The 20,924-nt window shown below is 70.5% G+C and carries 21 protein-coding genes and 1 tRNA gene; 11 read left to right on the forward strand and 11 right to left on the reverse strand.

Annotated features, from left to right (window positions below; genetic code table 11):
* Complete coding sequence (locus ALA01S_RS10425) at positions 1-801, forward strand: pseudouridine synthase (RefSeq protein WP_373862988.1); 801 nt, start codon at positions 1-3, stop codon at positions 799-801.
* 68 nt (positions 802-869) lie between these two features.
* Positions 870-945: transfer RNA gene (locus tag ALA01S_RS10430), tRNA-Ala, on the forward strand.
* A gap of 539 nt (positions 946-1,484) precedes the next feature.
* On the opposite strand, the gene ALA01S_RS10435 is transcribed toward ALA01S_RS10430, so the two are convergent.
* Positions 1,485-2,405, reverse strand: a complete 921-nt coding sequence (locus ALA01S_RS10435) for a DUF808 domain-containing protein (RefSeq protein ID WP_066335691.1) — start codon at positions 2,403-2,405, stop codon at positions 1,485-1,487.
* Between the two features lie 127 nt (positions 2,406-2,532).
* Between ALA01S_RS10435 and ALA01S_RS10440 the strand changes: the two genes are divergently transcribed.
* The 7 genes from ALA01S_RS10440 to ALA01S_RS10470 all read left to right on the forward strand — a co-directional run bounded on the left by ALA01S_RS10440 (position 2,533) and on the right by ALA01S_RS10470 (position 8,847).
* Positions 2,533-2,811: a hypothetical protein gene (locus ALA01S_RS10440; RefSeq protein ID WP_157118887.1), complete on the forward strand. Its 279-nt coding sequence runs from the start codon at positions 2,533-2,535 to the stop codon at positions 2,809-2,811.
* A gap of 148 nt (positions 2,812-2,959) precedes the next feature.
* Positions 2,960-4,012, forward strand: a complete 1,053-nt coding sequence (locus ALA01S_RS10445; protein ID WP_066335699.1) for a LacI family DNA-binding transcriptional regulator — start codon at positions 2,960-2,962, stop codon at positions 4,010-4,012.
* A gap of 151 nt (positions 4,013-4,163) precedes the next feature.
* Complete coding sequence (locus ALA01S_RS10450) at positions 4,164-4,925, forward strand: sugar phosphate isomerase/epimerase family protein (protein ID WP_066335701.1); 762 nt, start codon at positions 4,164-4,166, stop codon at positions 4,923-4,925.
* Positions 4,922-5,887: a sugar kinase gene (locus ALA01S_RS10455; protein ID WP_066335704.1), complete on the forward strand. Its 966-nt coding sequence runs from the start codon at positions 4,922-4,924 to the stop codon at positions 5,885-5,887. The genes ALA01S_RS10450 and ALA01S_RS10455 overlap by 4 nt, the downstream gene beginning before the upstream one ends.
* Positions 5,884-6,858, forward strand: a complete 975-nt coding sequence (locus ALA01S_RS10460; RefSeq protein ID WP_066335705.1) for a 2-hydroxyacid dehydrogenase — start codon at positions 5,884-5,886, stop codon at positions 6,856-6,858. The genes ALA01S_RS10455 and ALA01S_RS10460 overlap by 4 nt, the downstream gene beginning before the upstream one ends.
* Positions 6,859-6,890: 32 nt before the next feature.
* On the forward strand, positions 6,891-7,706 hold the full coding sequence (locus ALA01S_RS10465) for a shikimate dehydrogenase family protein (protein WP_066335708.1): 816 nt from the start codon (positions 6,891-6,893) through the stop codon (positions 7,704-7,706).
* A 103-nt stretch (positions 7,707-7,809) separates the two neighbouring features.
* Complete coding sequence (locus ALA01S_RS10470; protein ID WP_084267415.1) at positions 7,810-8,847, forward strand: TRAP transporter substrate-binding protein; 1,038 nt, start codon at positions 7,810-7,812, stop codon at positions 8,845-8,847.
* Positions 8,848-8,919: 72 nt separating this feature from the next.
* On the opposite strand, the gene ALA01S_RS10475 is transcribed toward ALA01S_RS10470, so the two are convergent.
* From ALA01S_RS10475 to ALA01S_RS10520, 10 genes are all read right to left on the reverse strand, one after another.
* The gene (locus ALA01S_RS10475; RefSeq protein ID WP_157118888.1) at positions 8,920-9,177 is read right to left on the reverse strand and encodes a hypothetical protein; all 258 of its coding nucleotides are present in this window, start codon (positions 9,175-9,177) and stop codon (positions 8,920-8,922) included.
* Between the two features lie 5 nt (positions 9,178-9,182).
* A complete protein-coding gene (feoB, locus tag ALA01S_RS10480) occupies positions 9,183-11,066 on the reverse strand; it encodes a ferrous iron transporter B (RefSeq protein ID WP_066335710.1) in 1,884 nt (627 codons plus the stop codon).
* Between the two features lie 34 nt (positions 11,067-11,100).
* Positions 11,101-11,343, reverse strand: coding sequence for a FeoA family protein (locus ALA01S_RS10485; protein WP_066335768.1), 243 nt, complete (start codon positions 11,341-11,343; stop codon positions 11,101-11,103).
* Between the two features lie 71 nt (positions 11,344-11,414).
* Positions 11,415-11,993: a hypothetical protein gene (locus ALA01S_RS10490; RefSeq protein ID WP_066335713.1), complete on the reverse strand. Its 579-nt coding sequence runs from the start codon at positions 11,991-11,993 to the stop codon at positions 11,415-11,417.
* Positions 11,972-12,727 (reverse strand): FAD:protein FMN transferase, encoded by a 756-nt coding sequence (locus ALA01S_RS10495; protein ID WP_066335716.1) that lies wholly within the window; start codon positions 12,725-12,727, stop codon positions 11,972-11,974. The genes ALA01S_RS10490 and ALA01S_RS10495 overlap by 22 nt, the downstream gene beginning before the upstream one ends.
* Positions 12,728-12,748: 21 nt before the next feature.
* Positions 12,749-13,291: an FMN-binding protein gene (locus ALA01S_RS10500; protein ID WP_066335718.1), complete on the reverse strand. Its 543-nt coding sequence runs from the start codon at positions 13,289-13,291 to the stop codon at positions 12,749-12,751.
* A gap of 2 nt (positions 13,292-13,293) precedes the next feature.
* Positions 13,294-14,613 (reverse strand): putative porin, encoded by a 1,320-nt coding sequence (locus ALA01S_RS10505; protein ID WP_066335719.1) that lies wholly within the window; start codon positions 14,611-14,613, stop codon positions 13,294-13,296.
* A gap of 59 nt (positions 14,614-14,672) precedes the next feature.
* Complete coding sequence (locus tag ALA01S_RS10510; protein WP_066335721.1) at positions 14,673-15,893, reverse strand: cytochrome-c peroxidase; 1,221 nt, start codon at positions 15,891-15,893, stop codon at positions 14,673-14,675.
* A gap of 203 nt (positions 15,894-16,096) precedes the next feature.
* The gene (gene nadC, locus ALA01S_RS10515; protein ID WP_066335723.1) at positions 16,097-16,957 is read right to left on the reverse strand and encodes a carboxylating nicotinate-nucleotide diphosphorylase; all 861 of its coding nucleotides are present in this window, start codon (positions 16,955-16,957) and stop codon (positions 16,097-16,099) included.
* A gap of 96 nt (positions 16,958-17,053) precedes the next feature.
* Positions 17,054-17,980 carry a LysR family transcriptional regulator gene (locus tag ALA01S_RS10520; protein WP_066335727.1) on the reverse strand — a complete coding sequence of 309 codons (927 nt, stop codon included), beginning with the start codon at positions 17,978-17,980 and terminating at the stop codon, positions 17,054-17,056.
* A gap of 149 nt (positions 17,981-18,129) precedes the next feature.
* Between ALA01S_RS10520 and ALA01S_RS10525 the strand changes: the two genes are divergently transcribed.
* Together ALA01S_RS10525 and ALA01S_RS10530 are read left to right on the forward strand one after the other, a co-directional pair.
* Positions 18,130-19,662: a CoA-acylating methylmalonate-semialdehyde dehydrogenase gene (locus tag ALA01S_RS10525; RefSeq protein ID WP_066335728.1), complete on the forward strand. Its 1,533-nt coding sequence runs from the start codon at positions 18,130-18,132 to the stop codon at positions 19,660-19,662.
* 496 nt (positions 19,663-20,158) lie between these two features.
* Positions 20,159-20,884 (forward strand): PEP-CTERM sorting domain-containing protein, encoded by a 726-nt coding sequence (locus ALA01S_RS10530; protein ID WP_084267417.1) that lies wholly within the window; start codon positions 20,159-20,161, stop codon positions 20,882-20,884.
* Positions 20,885-20,924: the final 40 nt, after the last annotated feature.

The following is a 20,924-nucleotide window of genomic DNA, read 5'->3' on the forward strand; positions in this document are numbered from 1 at the left end:
CTGCCCCCGCCGGCGGCCGGCGACGCCACCGACCTGGACGACGACGCCCCGCCGCTGCCGCTGCTGCACCGCGACGCGCAGCTCGCCGTCGTGGACAAGCCGCCGGGCCTGCTGGTGCACCGCACCGCGCTGGACGCGCACGAGCAGCGCGCCGCGCTGCAGCTGCTGCGCGATCAGCTAGGTGCTCCCGTGTGGCCCGTGCACCGGCTGGACAAGGGCACGTCCGGCGTGCTGGCCTTCGCGCTGGACGCCGACACGGCCCGCCGCGTGGGCGCGCAATTCGAGGCGGGTGTGCCGAAAAAAACCTATCTCGCGCTGGTGCGCGGCTGGCCGCCGGTGGCCGGCGAGATAGACCATCCGCTCGCGCGCGACCCTGAGCGCCCTTCCGCCGGCCAGCCGCTGCTGGCGGCGCGCACGCGCTTCGAGCGCCTGGCGCGGGTGGAATGGCCTTTCGCCACCGACGCGCTGCACGCCACGAGCCGCTACGCGCTGCTGCGCGTCTGTCCGGAAAGCGGCCGCCGCCACCAGATACGCCGGCATCTGAAACACATCGCGCATCCGCTCATTGGCGACGCCACGCATGGCAAGGGCCCGCACAACCGCGCCGTGGCGGCCTGGTTGCAGGTGCAACGCCTGTGGCTGCATGCACTGTCGCTGGAGCTGGCGCACCCGGCCACGGGCCAGGCGTTGCGCATCGAGGCCCTGCCGGACGCCTCCTGGCACGCGCTGCTGGCGCACGGACCGTGGCAATGGGACGCCGAGCCGCCGGCTTGGGCCACGGTTGCGCATGCCCCTAGATGAGAAATTCAAATTTTCGATCCGATAGGCTTGCACACCCGAATTGATAGCGTTACACTGCTAGCTTCTGTGGGGACGTAGCTCAGCTGGGAGAGCGTCGCGTTCGCAATGCGAAGGTCGGGAGTTCGATCCTCCTCGTCTCCACCACAAATTCGAAAAGGGCCTTGCTTGCGCAAGGCCCTTTTTCTTTGCGCGCTCATCTTTCGCGCGTCCGGCAGGTTCTCCCCAGCCGCTGTGGACAACCCTGTGAGGCGCCTGCTCGCACCGCGCTTAAGTTGTTGTTTCACAAGGACCGCCTTGGCGTTGCCCATAAATAAGGCAGCTTGATGACAGCCGGCGCGGACAGCCACGCTTGCTGCACCGCGTCAAACCCCTAACAGCAACGTCGGTGCACTTGAATCCCCGGCTCGTGGGCGCGTAGAGTGAAGCCGTCAACCGATGGCACTGCGGAAGGCCAGAACGGAACGCCGCCAGGGCTTACCCAGTACCGCCTCCGATATCTGCTTGAGGACGACAAGCAACCCGCCCCCGGATCAAGGCCGCTGGCGGGTTGCTCCATTTTGGGGTCCGGGTTTTCCCCTATCGCTGTGGACAACACTGTGGGCCACCTGCCCACAGCATCGTTAAGTCCTTGATTCGTATCGGCGGACGCTTGCCCTGCCCAAAAAACAGGCAGTTTTGCTAGCTCAATGCGCCGGCTGGCGTCCGCGCAGGCGCTGCACCAGCGTCACCACCACCAGCACCACGGCGCCGGCCACGATGCCCACCGCCGCGTCGAAGAGGCTGGTGAGCAGCACGTCCATGGCGCCCGTGTGCTCGTCGGTGGCCTCTTCTATCCAGTGGTGCAGCACGCTCACGCCATGCACCAGGATGCCGCCGCCCACCAGGAACATCGCGGCCGTGCCCGCCACCGACAGCGCCTTCATCAGCCAGGGCGTGGCGCGCACGATCCAGCCGCCTATGGCTTGAGCGGCCGACGACGCCTTGCGCTGCAGCCACAGGCCCAGGTCGTCCAGCTTCACGATGCCGGCCACGATGCCGTAGACGCCCACCGTCATCAGCAGCGAGATTCCCACCAGCACGCCCACCTGCGTGATCAACGGCTGCCCGGCCACGGCGCCCAGGGTGATGGCGATGATCTCTGCCGAGAGGATGAAATCGGTGCGCACCGCACCCTTGATCTTCTCCTTCTCGAAGGCGACCAGGTCCACCTTCGGATCGTCCAGCGCGCGCACGAGATCGGCATGGGCGGCTTCGTCCTCCTCCTTGCTGTGCAGGAAGCGGTGGGCCAGCTTTTCCACGCCTTCAAAACACAGGAACAGGCCGCCGACCATGAGCAGCGGCGTCACCGCCCATGGGGCAAAAGCGCTGATGAGCAGCGCCAGCGGCACCAGGATGGCCTTGTTCACCAGCGAGCCCTTGGCCACCGCCAGCACCACGGGCACCTCGCGCTCGGCGCGCACGCCCGTGACCTGCTGCGCATTGAGCGCCAGATCGTCGCCCAACACGCCGGCCGTCTTCTTGGCCGCCACCTTGGAAAGAACCGCCACGTCGTCGAGCACGGTACCTATGTCGTCCACCAGCGCCAGCAGGCTGCCTGTTGCCATGTTTGTCCTCTATGGGAATTCCCGCGTTGCCCGCCATGGGCAAGCCGCGCGCCATTGTGGCGGGCATGCCGATTGCGGCACGCTCGCATCCCGTTCTTTCGACAACGGTTTTCACGGAGGTTTGACCATGGCTGACCTACGTTCCAGCGACGCCCATTTCGAGCGCTACCGCGAGGAATACGCGCGGCAACTCGACGAGAAATACCGCGCCATGCGCACCCAGGGTGCGCGCCACGGGGCACACGCCCCCTGGCGCGAAGCGCCTGAGGGCTCACAGCACAAGGACAGCGCCCTGGAGGGCTTGGGCCGCGCCCTCTCCGCCCCGGTGTTCGGCGCGACCGAGGAGCCCGCCGTCAACAACCAGCCCAACCGGGAAGACATTCCGGTGTCGGGGCGCATCGCCTGACGCGCGTGCGCTGCGCAGGCCCGCCACGGCGGCCCGCATCACCCACAAGCCGCCGGCCTGCACGCCGGCGGCTTTTTTGCACCCCGGCACTCCCGGCTCCGGCAAATCCCTGAAACCGGTTTCCGAACGCGCGGGCTACAGTAGCGGCATGTCCGCCCATCCTGCCCCCACCGCCCGCACCCGCATCACCATCGACGACGTCGCCCGCGAGGCCGGCGTGTCCAAGGCGACCGTCTCGCGCGTCCTCAACCGCCGCGGCGAGCTGATGAGCCCGGAACTGGCGGCGCGGGTGCAGGAAGCCATCACCCGGCTGGGCTACGCGCCCAGCCCCATGGCGCAAGCGCTCAAGCGCGGGCGCTCGCGCCTCATCGGCCTGGTGGTGGCGGACGTGGCCAACCCCTTCTCCGTGGCCGTGATGCAGGGCGCCGAGCGCGTGTGCCGCGCCGCGGGCTACATGCTCATGCTCTACAACCTGGCCGGCGACGAGGGCCGCGAGCGCGAGGCCATCACGGCCCTGGCTTCCTACCAGGTGGAAGGCTTCATCCTCCACACCTTGGGCCGCGAGCGGCAGGTGCTGGACGATGCGCTGCAGCGCAACAAGCCCATCGTCCTCGTGGACCGCGCACTGGACGCGCCGCTGGACCTCGTGGGCCTGGACAACGCGCAGGCCGTGCCCCTGGCGCTGGACCACCTGCTGCAGCAAGGCTGGAATGAGCTGCTCTTCGTCACCGAGCCCATACAAAGCGCCACCTCGCGCGAGGAGCGGAGGGCCGCCTTCACCGCCTACACCTCGGCCCAGGCGGCGCAGTGCCGTGGCCAGGGCGTGGAAGTGCCCGCGGGCGACGACGCGACGCTGGACGCCGCGCTGCGCGCGCTGCTGCAGCGCGCGGGCGACGACGCCCGCCGCCCCGCCGTGCTGGCCGTCAACGCCGTGGTCGGCCTGCGCATCGCCGCCGCCGCCAAGTGCCTGGGCTGCACGCTGGGCCGCGAGCTGGGCCTGGTCACCTTCGACGAAACCGACTGGGCCCCGCTGGTGGGCCCCGGCATCACCACGCTGGCGCAGCCCACCGACGACATCGGCCAGCAGGCCGCGCGCTGCCTCATAGAGCGGCTGGAGAACCCAGGCCAAGCCACCCAACCGCGCCGCTTCAGGCTGCCGGCGCGGCTGCTGGCGCGGGGCTCGTCGCAACGGGAAGGCTGAAGGCCCTCTTCCCGTAGAGCGGCGGGCCCCTGCGCCGCTGCCGCCGGGCGGCTCGTCTGAAGATCAATGCCCGCTCCGGGTTAGCCCTCATACCATCTTGAAACCGGTTTCTTAAACTCCTGAGAAACCGGTTTCCCAACAGCAGCCATCCATGCCTTCTCCCCAAGTCCTCATCTCCCTGGGCGCTTTTGGCGCAGCCGAAGTGCGCCGCCACGGCCAGTGCTGGTTCACCGAGCTGGCGGCCGAGGCCGGGGCGGATGGCGTGGAGGTGCGCGGCGAGCTGCTGGCCGATCCGGCGCGCGAGCTGCCGGCGCTGGCGACGCTGACCGCCGCCTGTCGCCTGGCGCGCGTCTATTCCAGCCCGCAGGGGCTGTGGCAGGCCGACGGGTCGCTCGCCGTGGCCGCCCTGGAGCGCGCCCTGGACCACGCCCGCCTGTTGGGCGCACCGCGCCTGAAAATGTCCATTGGCGGCTATGCCGGCCGCGGCCTGGGCGCCCTGGCCGACCGGCTGGGCGACACCCCCATTGAATTGCTGATCGAGAACGACCAGACCGAGTCCGCCGGCACCCTGCCCGCGCTGCGCCGCTTTTGCAGCGACGCGCGGGACGCCGGCTTGCCGCTGCCCCTGACCTTCGATATGGGCAACTGGCACTGGCTCGGAGAAGACCCGCTGCAGGCGGCACAGGCGCTGGCCCCCCAGGTCGGCTACGTGCACTGCAAGGGCGTGCACCGGCGCCAGGACCGCTGGGTGGCCGTGCCGCTGCTGGAATCGGCCGCCCCCTGGCGTGCCGTGCTGCGCGCGCTGCCTCCTGAGGTGCCGCGCGCCATCGAATACCCGCTGCAGGGCGACGATCTGAAGGCCGTCACCCGGGCCGAGATCGCCCTGCTGCGCCGCGTGGAGACCCAGGCATGAACGACATCCCCCATCACGACACGGCGCTGGACGTCGTGACCTTCGGCGAAGCCATGCTCATGCTGGTGGCCGACGAGTGCGGCCCGCTGGAGCAGGTCCAGCACTTCCACAAGCGCACGGCCGGTGCCGAGACCAACGTGGCGATCGGCCTGTCGCGCCTGGGCCATCGCGTGGGCTGGGGCAGCCGGCTGGGCGCGGACTCCATGGGCCGCTACCTGCTGGCCGAGATGACGCGCGAGGGCCTGGACTGCTCCCACGTGGAAGTGGCCGCCGGCGAGCGCAGCGGCTTCCAGTTCAAGGGCCGCGTGGACGACGGCAGCGACCCGCCCGTGGAGTACCACCGCGCCGGCTCCGCCGCCAGCCGCATGGGGCTGCAGCACCTGGACGAAGCCTGGCTGCGCGGCGCGCGCCAACTGCACGTCACGGGCGTGTTCGCGGCGCTGTCGGCCAGCACCCTGGCGCTCGCCCGCCGCGCCATCGCCGTGATGCGCGAGGCGAGCAAGCCCATCTCTTTCGACCCCAACCTGCGGCCGACGCTGTGGGCCTCGCAGGACGTGATGCGCGACACGCTCAACGCCCTGGCCGTGCAGGCCGACCTGGTGCTGCCCGGCATCGAGGAAGGCTTCATCCTCACCGGCACCCGCGACCCGCAGGGCATCGCCCGCTTCTACCGCGGCCAGGGCGTGCGCACCGTGGTCGTGAAGCTGGGCGCCGAGGGCGCCTATTACGACGACGCCGACGAGGGCACGGGCCAGGTGGCCGCCTTCCCCGTGGCCCGCGTCGTGGACACCGTGGGCGCGGGCGACGGTTTTGCGGTGGGCGTGATCAGCGCCCGCCTGGAAGGCCGCAGCGTGGCCGACGCCGCGCGGCGCGGCGCCTGGATAGGCGCGCGCGCCGTGCAGGTCACGGGCGACACCGAAGGGCTGCCCACGCGGGCGCAACTGCTGGAGGCCGGGCTGTGAGCCAAAGAAAGAACGTTCTCGTCTTCCGCGCCCTGCCGCCGGACCTGCTGGAGCGCATCGCCCAGCGCCACACGGTGACCGTGGCCGACCCGCGCCGCGCCGAGGAGCTGCCGCGCTTCCTGGCCGCGCTGCCCACGGCGCAGGGGCTGATCGGCTCGAGTTTCAAATTGGACGCCGCCGCGCTGGAGCGGGCGCCGGCGCTGGAGGTGATCTCCAGCATTTCCGTGGGCGTGGACAACTACGACCTGCCCTACCTGGAGCAGCGCGGCGTGATGCTGTGCCACACGCCGGGCGTGCTCACGGAAACCACGGCCGACACGCTGTTCGCCCTCATCCTGTGCGCCAGCCGGCGGCTGGTGGAGGTGGCCAACCTCGTGCGCGAGGGGCGCTGGGTGCGCAACATCGGCGAAGACCTCTTCGGCTGGGACGTGCACGGCAAGACGCTGGGCATCCTGGGCTTTGGGCGCATCGGCCAGGCGCTGGCGCGCCGCGCTGCCCTGGGTTTCAACATGCGCGTGCTCTACCACGACCCCCATGCGGTGCAGGTGGCCGAGCTGGCCGGCCAGGCCACGCAGCTCCCCATGGACGACGTGCTGCGGCGCGCCGACATCGTGGCGCTGACGCTGCCGCTCACCGACGCCACGCGCGGCCTCATGGGCGCGCGCGAGTTCGGGCTGATGAAGCCCGGCGCCCTCTTCGTCAACGGCGCCCGCGGCGGCCTGGTGCAGGAAGACGCGCTGCTGCACGCCCTGGACCACGGCAGCCTGCGCGCCGCGGCGCTGGACGTGTTCGCCACGGAGCCGCTGCCGCAGGACTCGCCGCTGCGCACCCACCCGCGCGTGACGCCGCTGCCGCACATCGGCTCGGCCACGCACGAGACGCGCCGCGCCATGGCCGAGCTGGCCACCGACAACCTGCTGATGGCGCTGGACGGCCAGCGCCCGGCCTGCGCCCTGCTGCCCCGGCGCTGACGCGCCGCCAACCGACCCAGGACACCTCCGCCATGCCCCGCTCCATCCCCACCCTGTGCGGCTCCATCATGGGCTCGCCCTTCACCTTCAACGTCAAGGTGCACAACGCCGCCTATGCGGCGCTGGGCCTGGACTACACCTTCGTGTGCTTCGGCGTGGAGGACGTGCCCGGCGCCATCGCCGCCGTGCGTGCGCTGGGCATTCGCGGCCTGAACGTGTCCATGCCGCACAAGCAGGCCGTCATGGCGCACCTGGACGCGCTGGACGAGACCGCGCGCGCCATAGGCGCCGTCAACACCATCAACCACGTCGATGGAAAACTCACCGGCTACAACACCGACTGCGTGGGCGCGGTGCGGGCGCTGGAGGAGATCACCACGCTGCCGGGCAAGAAGGTCGCGTTGCTGGGCGCCGGCGGCGCGGCCCGCGCCATCGCCTACGGGCTGCGCGAGGCCGGCGCGCGCGTGACGGTGTTCAACCGCACGGCCGACAAGGCCCGCGCCCTGGCGGCGGATTTCGAGCTGGGCTTCGGCGGCACGCTGGAGGATTTCCAGGCCGCGGACTTCGACGGCGTGGTCAACGCCACCGCCGCGGGCTTCAAGGCGCCGGACGTCAACCCCATCGCCGGCCGCCTGGCGCCGCACCTGTTCGTGATGGACGCGGCCTTCATTCCCGTGCGCAGCCGCCTCATACGCGACGCGCAGGCCCTGGGCTGCCGCACCTCGGACGGCACGCGGATGATGCTTCACCAGGCCCGCGGCCAGGTCGAGCTCTACAGCGGCGGCCTGCAGGCGCCGCTGGAGGCCATGAGCGCCGCGCTGCTGGCGGAAATTGAGCGCGTGGGCTGACAGGCCCAGGCACCAAGGCCCGCGGACTGCCCCCGACACACACCCCTTCTTCCCATCCACGAGCCGGCCCACCGCTGCCAGCACGTCCCTCGGAGACCACCCCATGAACACCGTCCACCGCTTCAAGCGCAGCTTCCTCGCCGCCGGCGCCGCCCTCCTGTTGGGCACCTTCACCACCGGCACGGCCCTGGCCGCCGACGTCAAGGAGCGCACCATCAAGCTGCCCATCGTCAACCAGCTCGACCACCCGCAGGGCCTGGGCGCGCAGAAGTTCGCCGACCTCATGAGCGCCAAGAGCGGCGGCAAGCTGAAAGTGAAGATCTTCCCCGGCGGCACGTTGGGCGGGGAGCAGCAGGTGGCGTCGGCCATGCAGGGCGGCACGGTGGAGGCGTCCATGATGGCGCCGGCGCAGCTCGTGGGCATGATCAAGGAGTTCGTCCTGCTGGACTTCCCCTTCGCCTTCGCCACCGAGCGCGAGGCCGACCTGGTGCTTGACGGCCCCGTGGGCAAGAAGCTGCTGGACATGATGCCCGCCAAGGGCCTGGTCGGCCTGGCCTACATGGAGCAGGGCTACCGCAGCATCACCAACAGCAAGCGGCCCATCCAGAAGATGGAAGACATCCAGGGCCTGAAGATCCGCACCATCCTCAACCCGCTCTACATCGACATGCTCAACGCGTTGGGCGCCAACGCCGTGCCCATGCCCTTCCCCGAGCTGTACACCGCGATGGAGAGCAAGGCCGTGGACGGCCAGGAGAACCCCTACGCCACAGCCGAGGCCTCCAAGTTCTACGAGGTGCAGAAGTACATGAGCAACACCCGGCACATCTACAACCCGCAGATGCTGCTGGTGAGCAAGAAGTTCTGGGACGGCCTCTCGGCCGACGAGAAGAAGATCGTGCAGGACTCGGCCTTCGAGGCCCGCGACTACCAGCGCAAGGTGGCGCGCGAGATGAGCGAGAAGTCGCGCCAGGAGCTGATCAAGCACGGCATGTTGATCAACGACGTCGCGCCCGCCGAGCTGCAGCGCATGCGCGACAAGGTCAAGCCCGTGGTGGACAAGTACGCCGCGCAGGTGGGCGAGCCGCTGGTCAAGGCGTTCCAGGCCGAGCTGGAGAAGGCGCGCGTGGCGGCCAAGTGACGGCGCCCGCGGCGGCACTCGCCGCCATCACGCCTCCATGAAAAACGCCGGGCCCAGCCCGGCGTCGTCACATCAGGAGCGCCGCTTCAGGTGCAACTGGATGGTCTGCCCCTCGGCCCTGCCGCCCGCCGGCTTCTTCGCCGGCCCGCAAGCACCGCCACACCCGCCGCAGCCGCCCTCGGCCGACGGCGCCACGCGGCGCGCCAGCCCCGGGCAGTAGCGCTGCCCAAGCCGCAGCAGCGCGCGGCGCAGCGGCGTGGGCATGAGCACCCAGGCGGCATAGACGCTGGCCCAAGCGACCAGCACGGCAACGATCAGCGTCTGCGTCATGAAGCTCAACCTCCTCCAAGCACCACCGCCACGCGGTAAGTGATGAACGCCGCCAGGTAGGCCAGGCCGAACAGGTACACGGCCATGGCGATGGGGTAGCGCCAGGCGTTGGTCTCGCGCTTGACGGCGGCCAGGGTGGAAATGCACTGCGGCGCGAACACGAACCACGCCAGCAGCGAGAAGCAGGTGGCCAGCGGCCACTGCTTGGCGATCAGCGGCGCCAGCGCCGCGTCCACGCCGTCACCGGACAGGGCGTACACGGTGCCCAGGGCGCTGACGACCACCTCGCGCGCGGCCATGCCCGGCACCAGCGCGATGGAGATCTGCCAGTTGAAGCCCAGCGGCGCGAACACCACTTCCAGGATGCGTCCGAGCTGGCCGGCAAAGCTGTACTCGATGGCCGTGCCGCTCCAGTGCGCGGGCGGCGCCGGGTAGCTGGAGAGGAACCACAGCAGCACCGTCAGCGCAAAGATGATGGTGCCCACCCGGCGCAGGAAGATGCGCGCCCGCTCCCACAGGCCCAGGCCGAGGTTGCGCAGGCCCGGGACGCGGTAGGGCGGCAGCTCCAGCATCAGCGGCTGGTAGCGGCTGCGGTGCCACACGCGCTTGAACACCCAGGCGACCGCCATGGCCGAGAACACGCCGGCCACGTAGAGCGCAAACAGCGTCAAGCCCTGCAGGTTGAAGGGCCCCACCGAGCGCTCGGGGATGAAGGCGCCGATGAGCAGCGCATACACCGGCAGCCGCGCGGAGCAGGTCATGAGCGGCGCGACCATGATGGTCGCGAGCCGGTCGCGCCAGTGCGTGATGGTGCGCGTGGCCATCACCCCCGGCACGGCACAGGCGAAGCTGGACAGCAGCGGGATGAAGGCGCGGCCGGAGAGGCCCACGCGGCCCATGAGGTTGTCCAGCAGGAAGGCCGCGCGCGGCAGGTAGCCGGAGTCCTCCAGCACCAGGATGAAGAAGAACAGGATCAGGATCTGCGGCAGGAAGACCAGCACCCCGCCCGCGCCGGCGATGACGCCGTCCACCACCAGGCTGCGCAGCGGCCCGTCGGCCATGTGCGCGTTGACCCACTGGCCGAGTTGCGCGAAGCCCGCCTCGATGGCGTCCATGGGCACGCTGGCCCAGGAGAACACGGCCTGGAACACGATGAACAGCAGCGCCGCCAGGATCACCAGGCCCCACACCGGGTGCATCACCCAGGCGTCGAGCTTGTAGTGGAAGCGCTTGACGTTCAGCGCGCTGGGCGCGGCGGCTTCGAGGATGCGGCGCACCTCCTGCTGCAGCGCGGCGCTCTCCGGCAGCGACAGCGTGTGCGGCGCGTTGAGCTGCGGGTCCGGCGGGTCGGACTGCAGGTGTTTCACGAGCTGCTCGATGAGCGCCTTGTGGCCGTCGCCCTTGACGGCGATGGTTTCGACGACGGGGATGCCCAGCTCGCGCGACAGGCGCTGCGTGTCGATGTGGATGCCGCGGGCGCGGGCCACGTCGGTCATGTTGAGCGTGAGCATCATGGGCCGGCCCAAGCTCTTGAGCTCCAGCACCAGGCGCAGGTTCATGCGCAGGTTGGTGGCGTCGGCCACGGCCACGATGTAGTCCGGCACCGCCTCGCCCACGCGCTGGCCCTGCAGCACCTGCAGCGTCACTTCCTCGTCCGGCGTGGCCGGGCGCAGGCTGTAGGCGCCGGGCAGGTCGATGACCTGCACGCTGTGGCCGTTGGGCAGCCTGGCGGTGCCCAGCTTGCGCTCCACGGTCACGCCGGCGTAGTTGGCGACCTTCTGGCGCGCGCCGGTGAGCAGGTTGAACAGCGCGGTCTTGCCGCAGTTGGGGTTGCCCACCAGGGCCACGCTGGGCAGCGCGACGGGGGACGGCAGTTCGGCGGCGGACATGGCGGCTCCCTCTTGGCGGCTCTTGTTGCGTGGGTCAGTCGGGGATGACTTCTATGGAGCGCGCTTCGGCCAGGCGCAGCGCGAACATGGTCTGCCCCACCGTCACGGCGAGGGGCTCGCGCCCGCCCGGGCCGCGGCGCAGCACCTGCACGGGCTCGCCGGGCAGGAAACCCAGCTCGCCCAAGCGGCGCAGCGCGGCGGCGTCCAGCGGCGGTGCTTCAGGCAGCACGCGCTGCACGGTGGCGCTGGCGCCGTTGGGCAGGTCGGATAGCAGCATGGTCACGCGTCGGAGCTCGTGTAAATGAGATTCTGTCTCATTATCACCTGCTCCTAGCCGCCCGTGGCTGCTCAGGGCTTGCGCCAGCTCAAGAGACGGCGCCGCGCGTGCCACAGCCCGGTACCGGCCAGCGAGGCGCCCAAGCCGGCGTGAATCCAGCCCATGAGGCCGCGCCACGCTTCCGGCGCGAAGTAATAGAGCAGGTAGGCGCTGAGCACGGTGAGCGACAGCAGGCTCACAAGCGCGATGCCGCTGCCGCGCTGGCGGCCCAGCCGCGCCGACACGCGCCAGCCCGCCTGCACGTGGGCGCCCGCCATGGCGCCGGCCGCGAACAGCGCGGCGAAGGCGCCCGCGCCGTGCAGCCGCATCAGCCAGGGCTCGGCCGGGTGCGGCAGCTCGCCGGCGCCGGCCCCCAGCAGGTAGTGCACGGCCAGCCAGGCGGCGCCGCTGGCCAGCAGCAGCGCGGCGGTGGCCAGCAGCAGCAGGCGCTGCCAGCGGGCCACGGTGAGCGTGGGCGCGCGGGCCGCGCCGGCTGCGGCGGCGGCATGGCGGGCGGTGGCGTGCTTGGCCAGGGCGAGGTCTATGACGCCGCCGGCACCGTGCGGGCGGTGCGGCGGCGGCGAATGTTTCAGGGGCTTGGATGGACCCATGCCTGTGCTCCCAGGCGCCGCAGCAGCGGCGCCACGTCGATGTCGTCCAGCGCCACGAGCTTGGCCAGCGCGTCGGCCCAGAGGGCGCGCGGCGCGGCCACGCTGACATGGCGAAACCCGCCATTGTCCGTGCCGCCGTGCAGCCGGCTGCGGCTGCCGGGGCCGTAGTGGCTGGTGGCGAAGGCGCCTTCGTGCAGAAATCCCAGGGGGCGGACGCCGCCGCCGCGCTCGTCGCGCAGGTGCAGCGGCACTTCGACGTCGCCAAAGGCGCGCAGGTCGCCGCCGGCATTGACCCAGCCGGCGCGCGCGCCCGCGCGGCGCAGCGCGGCCACGGCGCGGTCCACGGCATGGCCCTTGGCGATGCCGCCCAAGTCCAGCCGGGTGGCGGCATCGAGTTTCAGGAGGCGGGCGCCCTCGACGCGCCAGCGGCCGCTGCCCAGGGCGACGTCGAAGCGGCCGCCGCTGGCCGCGTGCAGGGCTTGGGCGGCGTGGAGCACGCGGCTGCCTGCCGGGTGGAGCCTCAGCTCGCCGCCGGCGCCCAGGCGCTCGAAGCGGGCGACGTCGCTGCCGGGATCGAAGCGCGAGAGCGCGGCCTGGACCTCGGCGACGGCGGCGAAGGCGGCCTCCAGCGCCTGCGCGGGCGCGCCGGCGTCGGCGGCCATGTCGACCAGCGTGCCCAGCAGCGGGCGGGCGCGGCGCTGCCAGGGCCTGGGAGCGGGGCCGGGCGACGACATCACGCGGGCCGCCGGCTCAAATCAGAGCACCCCGCCCTTCTTCCCCATCTCCACCACCGCCACGATGCGGCGCACGCCGTCGGTGACGTGGGTGCAGCTCAGCGTGGCGCCGCTGATGTTGGCGATGTCCTCGCCCACGCGCAGCGGCGCGGCGGCCGTCTTGCCCACGAACTGCTTGCGCCACGCGGGCAGCCGCACCTCGTGGCCGTGGCTCTCGCGGTAGGACAGGACTTCCACCTGCTTGACCGCGCCCTCGGCCGTGAGGCCGACGGCGTAGCCGATGAGCTCGAACTTGCCGATGACGGCGTCCGCCACCACGTAGCCCAGCACCTGCGTGCCGCGCAGCGCGGCCTGCACGCTCCACTGCGCCGAGCGCGCCGCGACGCCCCTGGCGGCGAGCTGCTGCATCTGCGCCGCATCCAGCGTGAGCGCGCGCGGCTCGAAGCGCTCGGCCTCCGGGAACATGAGCTTGGCCGCCTGCTCGGCGCTCATGTACTCCACGGCAAAGGCCCCGGCCGGGGCCAGGGCCAGTGCGGCGGCTGTGGGGGCCAGCAGCACGCGCATGTTTAAAAACTCCAGCCCAGGCCCAGGTCGAAGCGGTCCATGGATTTATCTTGCTTGAAGCGCTGGATGTCGGCCTTGAGCACCACGCCGGAGCCGATGTCGAAGTTGGCGCCGGCGGTGAGCACGCGCTCGGCCGGCAGCCCGTTGGGCGCCCCCGCCGGGCCCAGGCCCTGGGCGTAGCGGCGGCCGGTGTTGAAGCGCTCGGCCCGCACGAAAGGTTTCAGGGCGTAGCGGCCGCTTTCCCACAGCTTGTAGGCGGCCTGCACGTAGCCGCCGTCAAAGCGGGCGGGGATGGGCGCGGCGGCGCCGGCAAAGCCGAACTCGGTGTTGAGCGCGGCGCTGTTGCTGATGCTGCCGCGCGCGTACACGGCGGCCAGGTCCCAGCGGCCGGGCGTCCAGCGGGTGTGCACATCCCACAGCGTCACGCGCGACTTGTTGAGCGTCTGCGCCTGCGAGGCACCGCCGCTGAACACGCCGCCGCCCACCAGCAGCCCCGGGACGCCGCGCCAGTTGAGGGCGCCGAACAGCGAGAGGTCGCGGCCGCGGGCCTGCGCCATTTCCTGGTGGATGGTGCCCAGGGGCGACTCGCGCCCTTCTTCCGTGCTCCAGCCGCTGATGTTGAAGCCGGTGGACACGCCCGCCTGCACCGTCAGCCCGTTGTCGAAGCTGCCCACGGCCTGGATGCCGCCCTCGCGCCAGGTGCTGGGGATGATGGCCGTCTCCACGAAGTTGCGCTCCACGCCGTAGTAGGCGGTGGGCTCGTGGTTCTCGTTGAGCAGGCCCATGGGGATGAGGAACAGGCCCGCGCGGCCGGCCCAGGTGTCGGTGAACTGGTGCTCCACGTAGGCCTGCTCCAGCGCGACTTCGCCCACGTCGTCGGCGGAGGACACGGCGTGCTCCACCTCCAGCTCCGTCACGACCTTGGTCTTGTCGTCGAAGCGGTGCTGGATGCCGATGACGGCGCGGCGCAGGTCGGCTTCCGTCTTCTTGGCGTCGTTCTTGTAGCGGTTGTAGTTGACCTCGCCGTAGCCGGTGATGACGGTGGCGGGCTCGCCCGCGGCCGGTGCGGCGGCGGCGTAGCCGGCCGGGGCCGCGGCGGGCACGGCCGCGGGTGCAGCCGCCGGGGCCGGCGCGGCGGCGGTGGCGCGCTGTTGCTGCTGCAGCGTGGCCAGCTCGGCCTTGACGGCGGCCAGCTCGCTGGCGAGCTGGTCCAGGCGCTTCATCAGCGCGCTTTCACCGGCGCTTTGGGCGTGGGCCAGGCCGCAGCAAAGCAGCAGCGCGGCCGCGAGCGGGCGCAGGACGAAACGGGTGTCGGCTTTCATGGCGGGCTTTCTTCTCGGAGGCGGGATTCGGCGGGCGGGCGTCGGTGCGGGCGCGGGCTTCAGCGCGCGACGTAGCCGTCGGTGAGCGTGTTCAGGAAGGCGATGAGGTCCGTGATCTCGGCCTCGGTGAGCGCGGGGGCGGCGCCTTCCTGGCGGTTGTAGGGCGCCTCGGTGCGGTTGACGTTGCGCCGGTACTGCGCGGGCAGGTCGTCGAACTTCAGCACGCTGCCGTCGGCCTGCGTGTACCAGCGCGAGGGGTTGGTGTCGCGGGTGACGTAGAAGGAAAGCGCCTCGCGCAGGTCCGTGAAGCGGCCGTTGTGGAAGAAGCTGCCGCGCAGCGCCACGTTGCGCAGCGAGGGCACCTTGAAGGCGCCGCAGAGGTCGGCGCGGTCCTTGTAGGCGTCCAGCGCGCACAGGCCCAGGTCGTAGAAGCCGGCGTCGTCCTGGACGGGCTTGAGCTTGGGGTTGCGCGGCACGCCCAGGGCGTCGTAGCTGAAGTCGGTGAAGAGCGGGTGCGAGCCGTCGGCGCTCTTGGCCGAGGGGTGGCAAGCGGCGCAGTTGCCCTTGGCGGGCGAGTTGAACAGCACCAGGCCGCGCTGCTCGGCGGCGCTGAGCGTGGTCTTGCCGCGCAGGACCTCGTCGTACTTGCTGGTGAAGGGAGCGAAGGCGGCATCCTCCTGCTCGAAGGCCTGCAGCGCGGTCTTGATGGCCTCGTAGGCGTCATTTGGGCGGTTGAAGATGTCGCTGCCGAAGACCTGGCGGAACTGCGCGGCGTAGTCGGTGGTGGCCAGCTTGGTGACGACGCTGGCCTTGTCGGGGTTGGCCATCTCGGCCGGGTTGAGGAAGGGGCCGCCGGCCTGGTCGGCCAGCGAGGCGGCGCGGCCGTCCCAGAAGAAGCCGCCCGTGGGCGTGCCGTCCTTGGCGAAGTAGAAGGCGGTGTTGAATTTCAGGTAGCGGATGGAGGGGGAGCTGCGCCCGCCCTGCCCGGCCGTGAGCACCGTGCCGCCGGGCTGGCCCGCGTCGTGGTTGGGCGCGCCGTGGCCGAAAGCCGGGTCGTGGCAGCTCTGGCAGGACTGCGCCCGCGAGGCCGACAGCGTCTTGTCCACGAAGATCTTGGCGCCCAGCGCCGCCTGTGGCGACAGCGCCGTGGCGGTCTCCGTGGGCGCGGCGCCCGCCGCATCGCTGCTCCCGCTGGAGCCGCCACCGCCGCAACCCGCCAGCGCTGCCACCAAAGCTGCCGCCAGCGCCGCGACCGTCTGTTTTATGAATTTCGACTGCATCACCGGCCTTTTCGGACGCCCCTCGCGCCCTCATGAAGCCAAATGATAAAGATTCTCAATTCGAGTCAGACAGCCCTCGTGGCACGGTTACGACACGGCCTTTGATGCAGCGCAATAAAAAACCGCCTTGCGGCGGCTTTTTGTGTCGGGGTGCACAAAGCGGTCAACAGGCGCGCGGCGTGCCCTTTTCGCGGGCTCCCGGCTCAGCCCAGCACGCGCATGGACAGGTCCACGGCGCGCACGTCCTTGGTGAGCTTGCCGCTGGAGATGCGGTCCACGCCGGTGGCGGCGATGCGGCGGATGGACGCCAGGTCCACGCCGCCGGAGACCTCCAGCACGGCGCGGCCGGCGGTGAGCGCGACGGCCTTTTCCATGTCCTCGAAGCTGAAGTCGTCCAGCAGCACGTTCTTCGCGCCGGCGTCCAGCGCCTGCTGCAGCTCGTCCAGGCTTTCCACTTCGATCTGGATGTCCACGCCCGCGTTCAGGGCGAAGGCGGCCTCCAGCGCGGGGCGTATGCCGCCGGCGGCGGCGATGTGGTTTTCCTTGATCAGGATGCCGTCCCACAGCGCCATGCGCTGGTTGTGGCCGCCGCCCACGCGCACGGCGTACTTCTGCGCCTGGCGCAGCCCGGGCAGGGTCTTGCGCGTGTCCAGCACCTTGCAGCCGTTCGGGTTGGGCGAGAGGCCCTGGATGGCGTCCACGTACTCGCGCGTGAGCGTGGCCACGGCCGAGAGCATTTGCAGGAAGTTCAGCGCCGGGCGCTCGGCCGAGAGCTGGGCGCGGGCGTCGGCCTCGATGCGCACCAGCACCGTGCCGGGCTCGACGCGGTCGCCCTCCTGCACGGCCCAGGCCAGGCGGGCGTCGGGGTCCAGCGCGTGGAAGCAGGCGTCGAACCAGGCACGCCCGGCGATGACGGCCGCCTCCTTGGCCACCACCTGCGCCGTGACGCAGCGCCCGGCCGGGACGAGCTGCGCCGTCCAGTCGCAGCGGCCGATGTCCTCCATCAGCGCATCGCGCACGTTGCGCGCCAGCGCCGCGTCCAGGGTCTCGTTGCTCTCGAACATGTCTTCAAACGGTCGGAAAGGAAAACACGCCAGTGTCGCAGCTTCGCGCCGCGCCGCCGACCGGGACGAGCACCGGCCAGGCGCCATCCACCCTCTTCAGCCGCCCAAGCCCCCGCCCAGCCGCTCCTTGAGCCAGTCCACCAGGCACTGCACCGCCCGCGGCACCTGGGGCGAATAAGGCCGCAGCGCGTAGATGGTGGCGCCGAACTCGCCCACGGGTTTCCAGTCCGGCAGCAACTCCACGAGCTGCCCGCGGCGCAGCGCGGCGGTGCAAGAGAAATCCGGCAGCAGCGCGATGCCCAGGCCGCCCAGCGCCGCCTCGCGCAGCAGCTCGCTGTTGTTGGCCTTGAAGGGGCCGCCCACCGCCACGCTCACCCGCTCGGCGGCGCGCTTGCGCGGCGCGGCGGGCTCGAAGTCCCAGCGCTGCCCCGCGCCGCCGCGCAGGTAGGCCAGGCACTGGTGCCCGGCCAGCGCCGAGGGGTGCTGCGGCTCGCCGTGGCGGTCCACGTACTCGGGGCTGGCCACCAGGCGCGAGCGCGTGGCGCACAGCGGCCAGGCCACGTGCGTCTGCGGCGGCGCGTCGGTGTGGCGTAGGGCGAGATCGAACCCCTCCTGCGGCAGGTTGACGAGGCGGTCGCTCAGGTCCAGCTCCAGCCGGATGTCGGGGTACTGCAGCAGGAAGGGCGGCAGCAGCGGCGCGACCACCTGCCGCCCAAAGGCCACCGGCGCGCTCAGGCGCACCAGGCCGCGCGGGGCGCCCACCAGGTCGCGCACGCCATTGAAGCCCTGCTCGATGCGGGTGAAGGACTCCTGCACCTCCTCCACCAGTTGCTGGCCGGCCTCGGTCAGCGCCACCGAGCGCGGGCCGCGGCGCACCAGCGGCACGCCGGCGGCGCGCTCCAGCTCGCTGATGCGGGCGCTGGCCGACGCCTTGGAGATGCCCAGCCGCCGGGCCGCCTGGGTGTAGCTGCGCGTGTCGGCCAGGACGGTCAAAAGGTGCAGATCGGCCAGCACCGGGGCCATCAATCGTTCGCTCACGTGCCCTGCGCTCCCTCTGTGAATGGCATTCATCGTTCAGATTTCTGAACAATGCGGTCAGCAGTTGGCGATTGTGGCGGGGGCCTGCGCTTCCTAGACTTCTGGCCTTTCCTGACCAACGAAGAGACAAGCTCATGGGCGCTTCCGACTCCCTGCAACAAGCCCCCCTGGCCACCGCCGCCACCGTGGGCCACTGGATAGGCGGGCGCGCCGTCACCGAGGGCGCGCGCACGCAGGACGTGTTCAACCCCGCCACCGGCGCGGTGGCGCGCCAGGTGCTGCTGGGCGGCGCCGATGAAGTCGCCGCCGCCGTGGCCGCCGCCCAAGCCGCAGCGCCCGCCTGGGCCGACACCCCGCCGCTGCGCCGCGCGCGCGTGCTCAACAAGTTCCTGGCGCTCATGAACGAGCACCGCGACACGCTGGCCGCGCTGATCACGGCCGAGCACGGCAAGGTGTTCACCGACGCGCAGGGCGAGGTGACGCGCGGCATCGAGATCGTGGAGTTCGCCTGCGGCATTCCGCAGCTGCTCAAGGGCGACTTCAGCGACCAGGCCTCCACCGGCATCGACAACTGGACGCTGCGCCAGCCGCTGGGCGTGGTGGCGGGCATCACGCCCTTCAACTTCCCGTGCATGGTGCCGTGCTGGATGTTCCCGGTGGCGCTGGCCTGCGGCAACGCCTTCATCCTCAAGCCCAGCGAGCGCGATCCCTCGCCTTCGCTCTTCATGGCCGAGCTGCTCAAGCAGGCCGGGCTGCCGGACGGCGTGTTCAGCGTCGTGCAGGGCGGCAAGGAGGCGGTGGACGCCCTGCTCGTCCACCCCGACGTCAAGGCCGTGAGCTTCGTGGGCAGCACGCCCATCGCCCAGTACATCTACGAGACCGGCGCCCACCACGGCAAGCGCGTGCAGGCGCTGGGCGGGGCCAAGAACCACCTGGTGGTGATGCCCGACGCCGATCTGGACCAGGCGGTGGACGCCCTGATCGGCGCGGCCTACGGCTCGGCCGGCGAGCGCTGCATGGCCATCTCGGTGGCCGTGCTGGTGGGCGACGTGGCCGACAGGATCATCCCGAAGCTGGCCGAGCGCGCCCGCGCGCTCAAGGTCAAGAACGGCATGGAGCTGGACGCGGAGATGGGCCCCATCGTCACGCGCCAGGCGCTGCAGCGCATCGAGGGCTTCATTGCCGAGGGCGTGGCCGAGGGCGCGACGCTGGTGGTGGACGGGCGCAACTTCAGCGTGCCCGGCCACGAGGGCGGCTTCTTCACGGGCGGCACGCTGTTCGACCACGTGACGCCGCAGATGCGCATCTACAAGGAAGAGATCTTTGGCCCGGTGCTGTCCTGCGTGCGGGTGAAGGACTTCGCCGAGGCCGTGAGCCTGGTCAACGCGCACGAGTTCGGCAACGGCGTGTCCTGCTACACCAGCGACGGCAACGTGGCGCGCGAGTTCGGCCGGCGCATCGAGGTGGGCATGGTGGGCATCAACGTGCCCATTCCCGTGCCCATGGCCTGGCAGGGCTTCGGCGGCTGGAAAAAGAGCCTCTTCGGCGACATGCACGCCTACGGCGAGGAAGGCGTGCGCTTCTACACGCGGCAGAAATCCATCATGCAGCGCTGGCCGGCCAGCATTGGCAAAGGCGCGGAATTCGTGATGCCGACGTCGAAGTAATCTCCGGCCGGAATCAGACCGGCACCCCATCACCCAGGAGGCCGAGGCCTCCTTTTTTCATGGCTGCCATTTTCCCATGGCAACGTGAAAATACACCCCAATACCTCCGGCAAATCACTCAATAAAAACAAGGCCGGACGCCCTTGAATCAAATCCCGAATTATCAATTCCCGGCATTCAATGCTTCAACGGGAAACCCGGACCGGGCCGGCACGCCGCATACCGCCGGCATCACGAAGTCCAGAACCGCGGCGCCCTGGGGTGGTCCGCCAGGGGAGACACCCCACCCCGCAGGTTGCTTGAACAACCAAAACCCTAGCGATGCATACCCATGCCATTGGGCATATTTCCAGGCCATTTAATCCGAGGGGAGAAACGTGGTTCCACCAGGCCACGACACAATCACGTGACATTCCAGCGGCACTACTCCAGAAACTGTTACCAGGCAGTGACTTATTCACGGCTTTATTAACAGCAACCGTCCTGGAGAAATGAGATGAGCGGAAAACTTCTTCGGCAAGGTGCCCTGACCCTGGCGGCGCTGGCGGGTATGGCCTTGAATAGCGCGCAGGCCGCCGCGGTGCATTTCGATGTCGTGGGAACGGGCTTTGCGCTGGCGCAGGGCAATACCTACGGCACGGACGCCAACAACAGCCCCAATCACCTGTTGGGCGTGACCTTCTCGGCCACGGCGCCCAACCTGCACCAGATCGAGAACCTCGCCGTGGGCCAGTCCTATTCCTTCCAGTTCGGCACGGTGGCGCTGCACGAGGAGGGCAACAACGGCAGCAACGTCAACAACGGCGCCGCCACCATCACGGAGGCGGAACGCACGCAGTTGGGCGTGAGCGCGCTCTTCAAGTTCCTGGAGCCCGTCAACAGCCCCGACCTCAGCATCTCCGCCGTCGTCACGGCCGTGCTGGGCAACCTGGTGGACTCCGCGGTGGACTTCTCCATCGATTGGGCCGACACCACCGTGAGCTTCGGCAACGGCGGCCAGTTCAGCCTGTCGCTGGACGACCTGAGCTTCAACCGCAACCACATGGCCATAGACCAGTGGGCCACGATCACGCTGCTCAGCGCCCCCATCGTGCCCAGCCCGCCCAACAACGGCGGCACGGGCGGCCACGCGGTGCCCGAGCCGGGCTCGCTGGCGCTGGCGGGCCTGGGGCTGGGCGTGGCCGGGTTCATCGGCCGGCGCCGCAAGCAACAGCAGGGTTGAGCCCATCCAAGGGCCGCGCCTCGGGCGCGGCCTGAGGCGG

The sequence above is a fragment of the Azohydromonas lata NBRC 102462 genome (assembly GCF_001571085.1).
Taxonomy (GTDB): Bacteria; Pseudomonadota; Gammaproteobacteria; order Burkholderiales; family Burkholderiaceae_C; genus Azohydromonas; species Azohydromonas lata.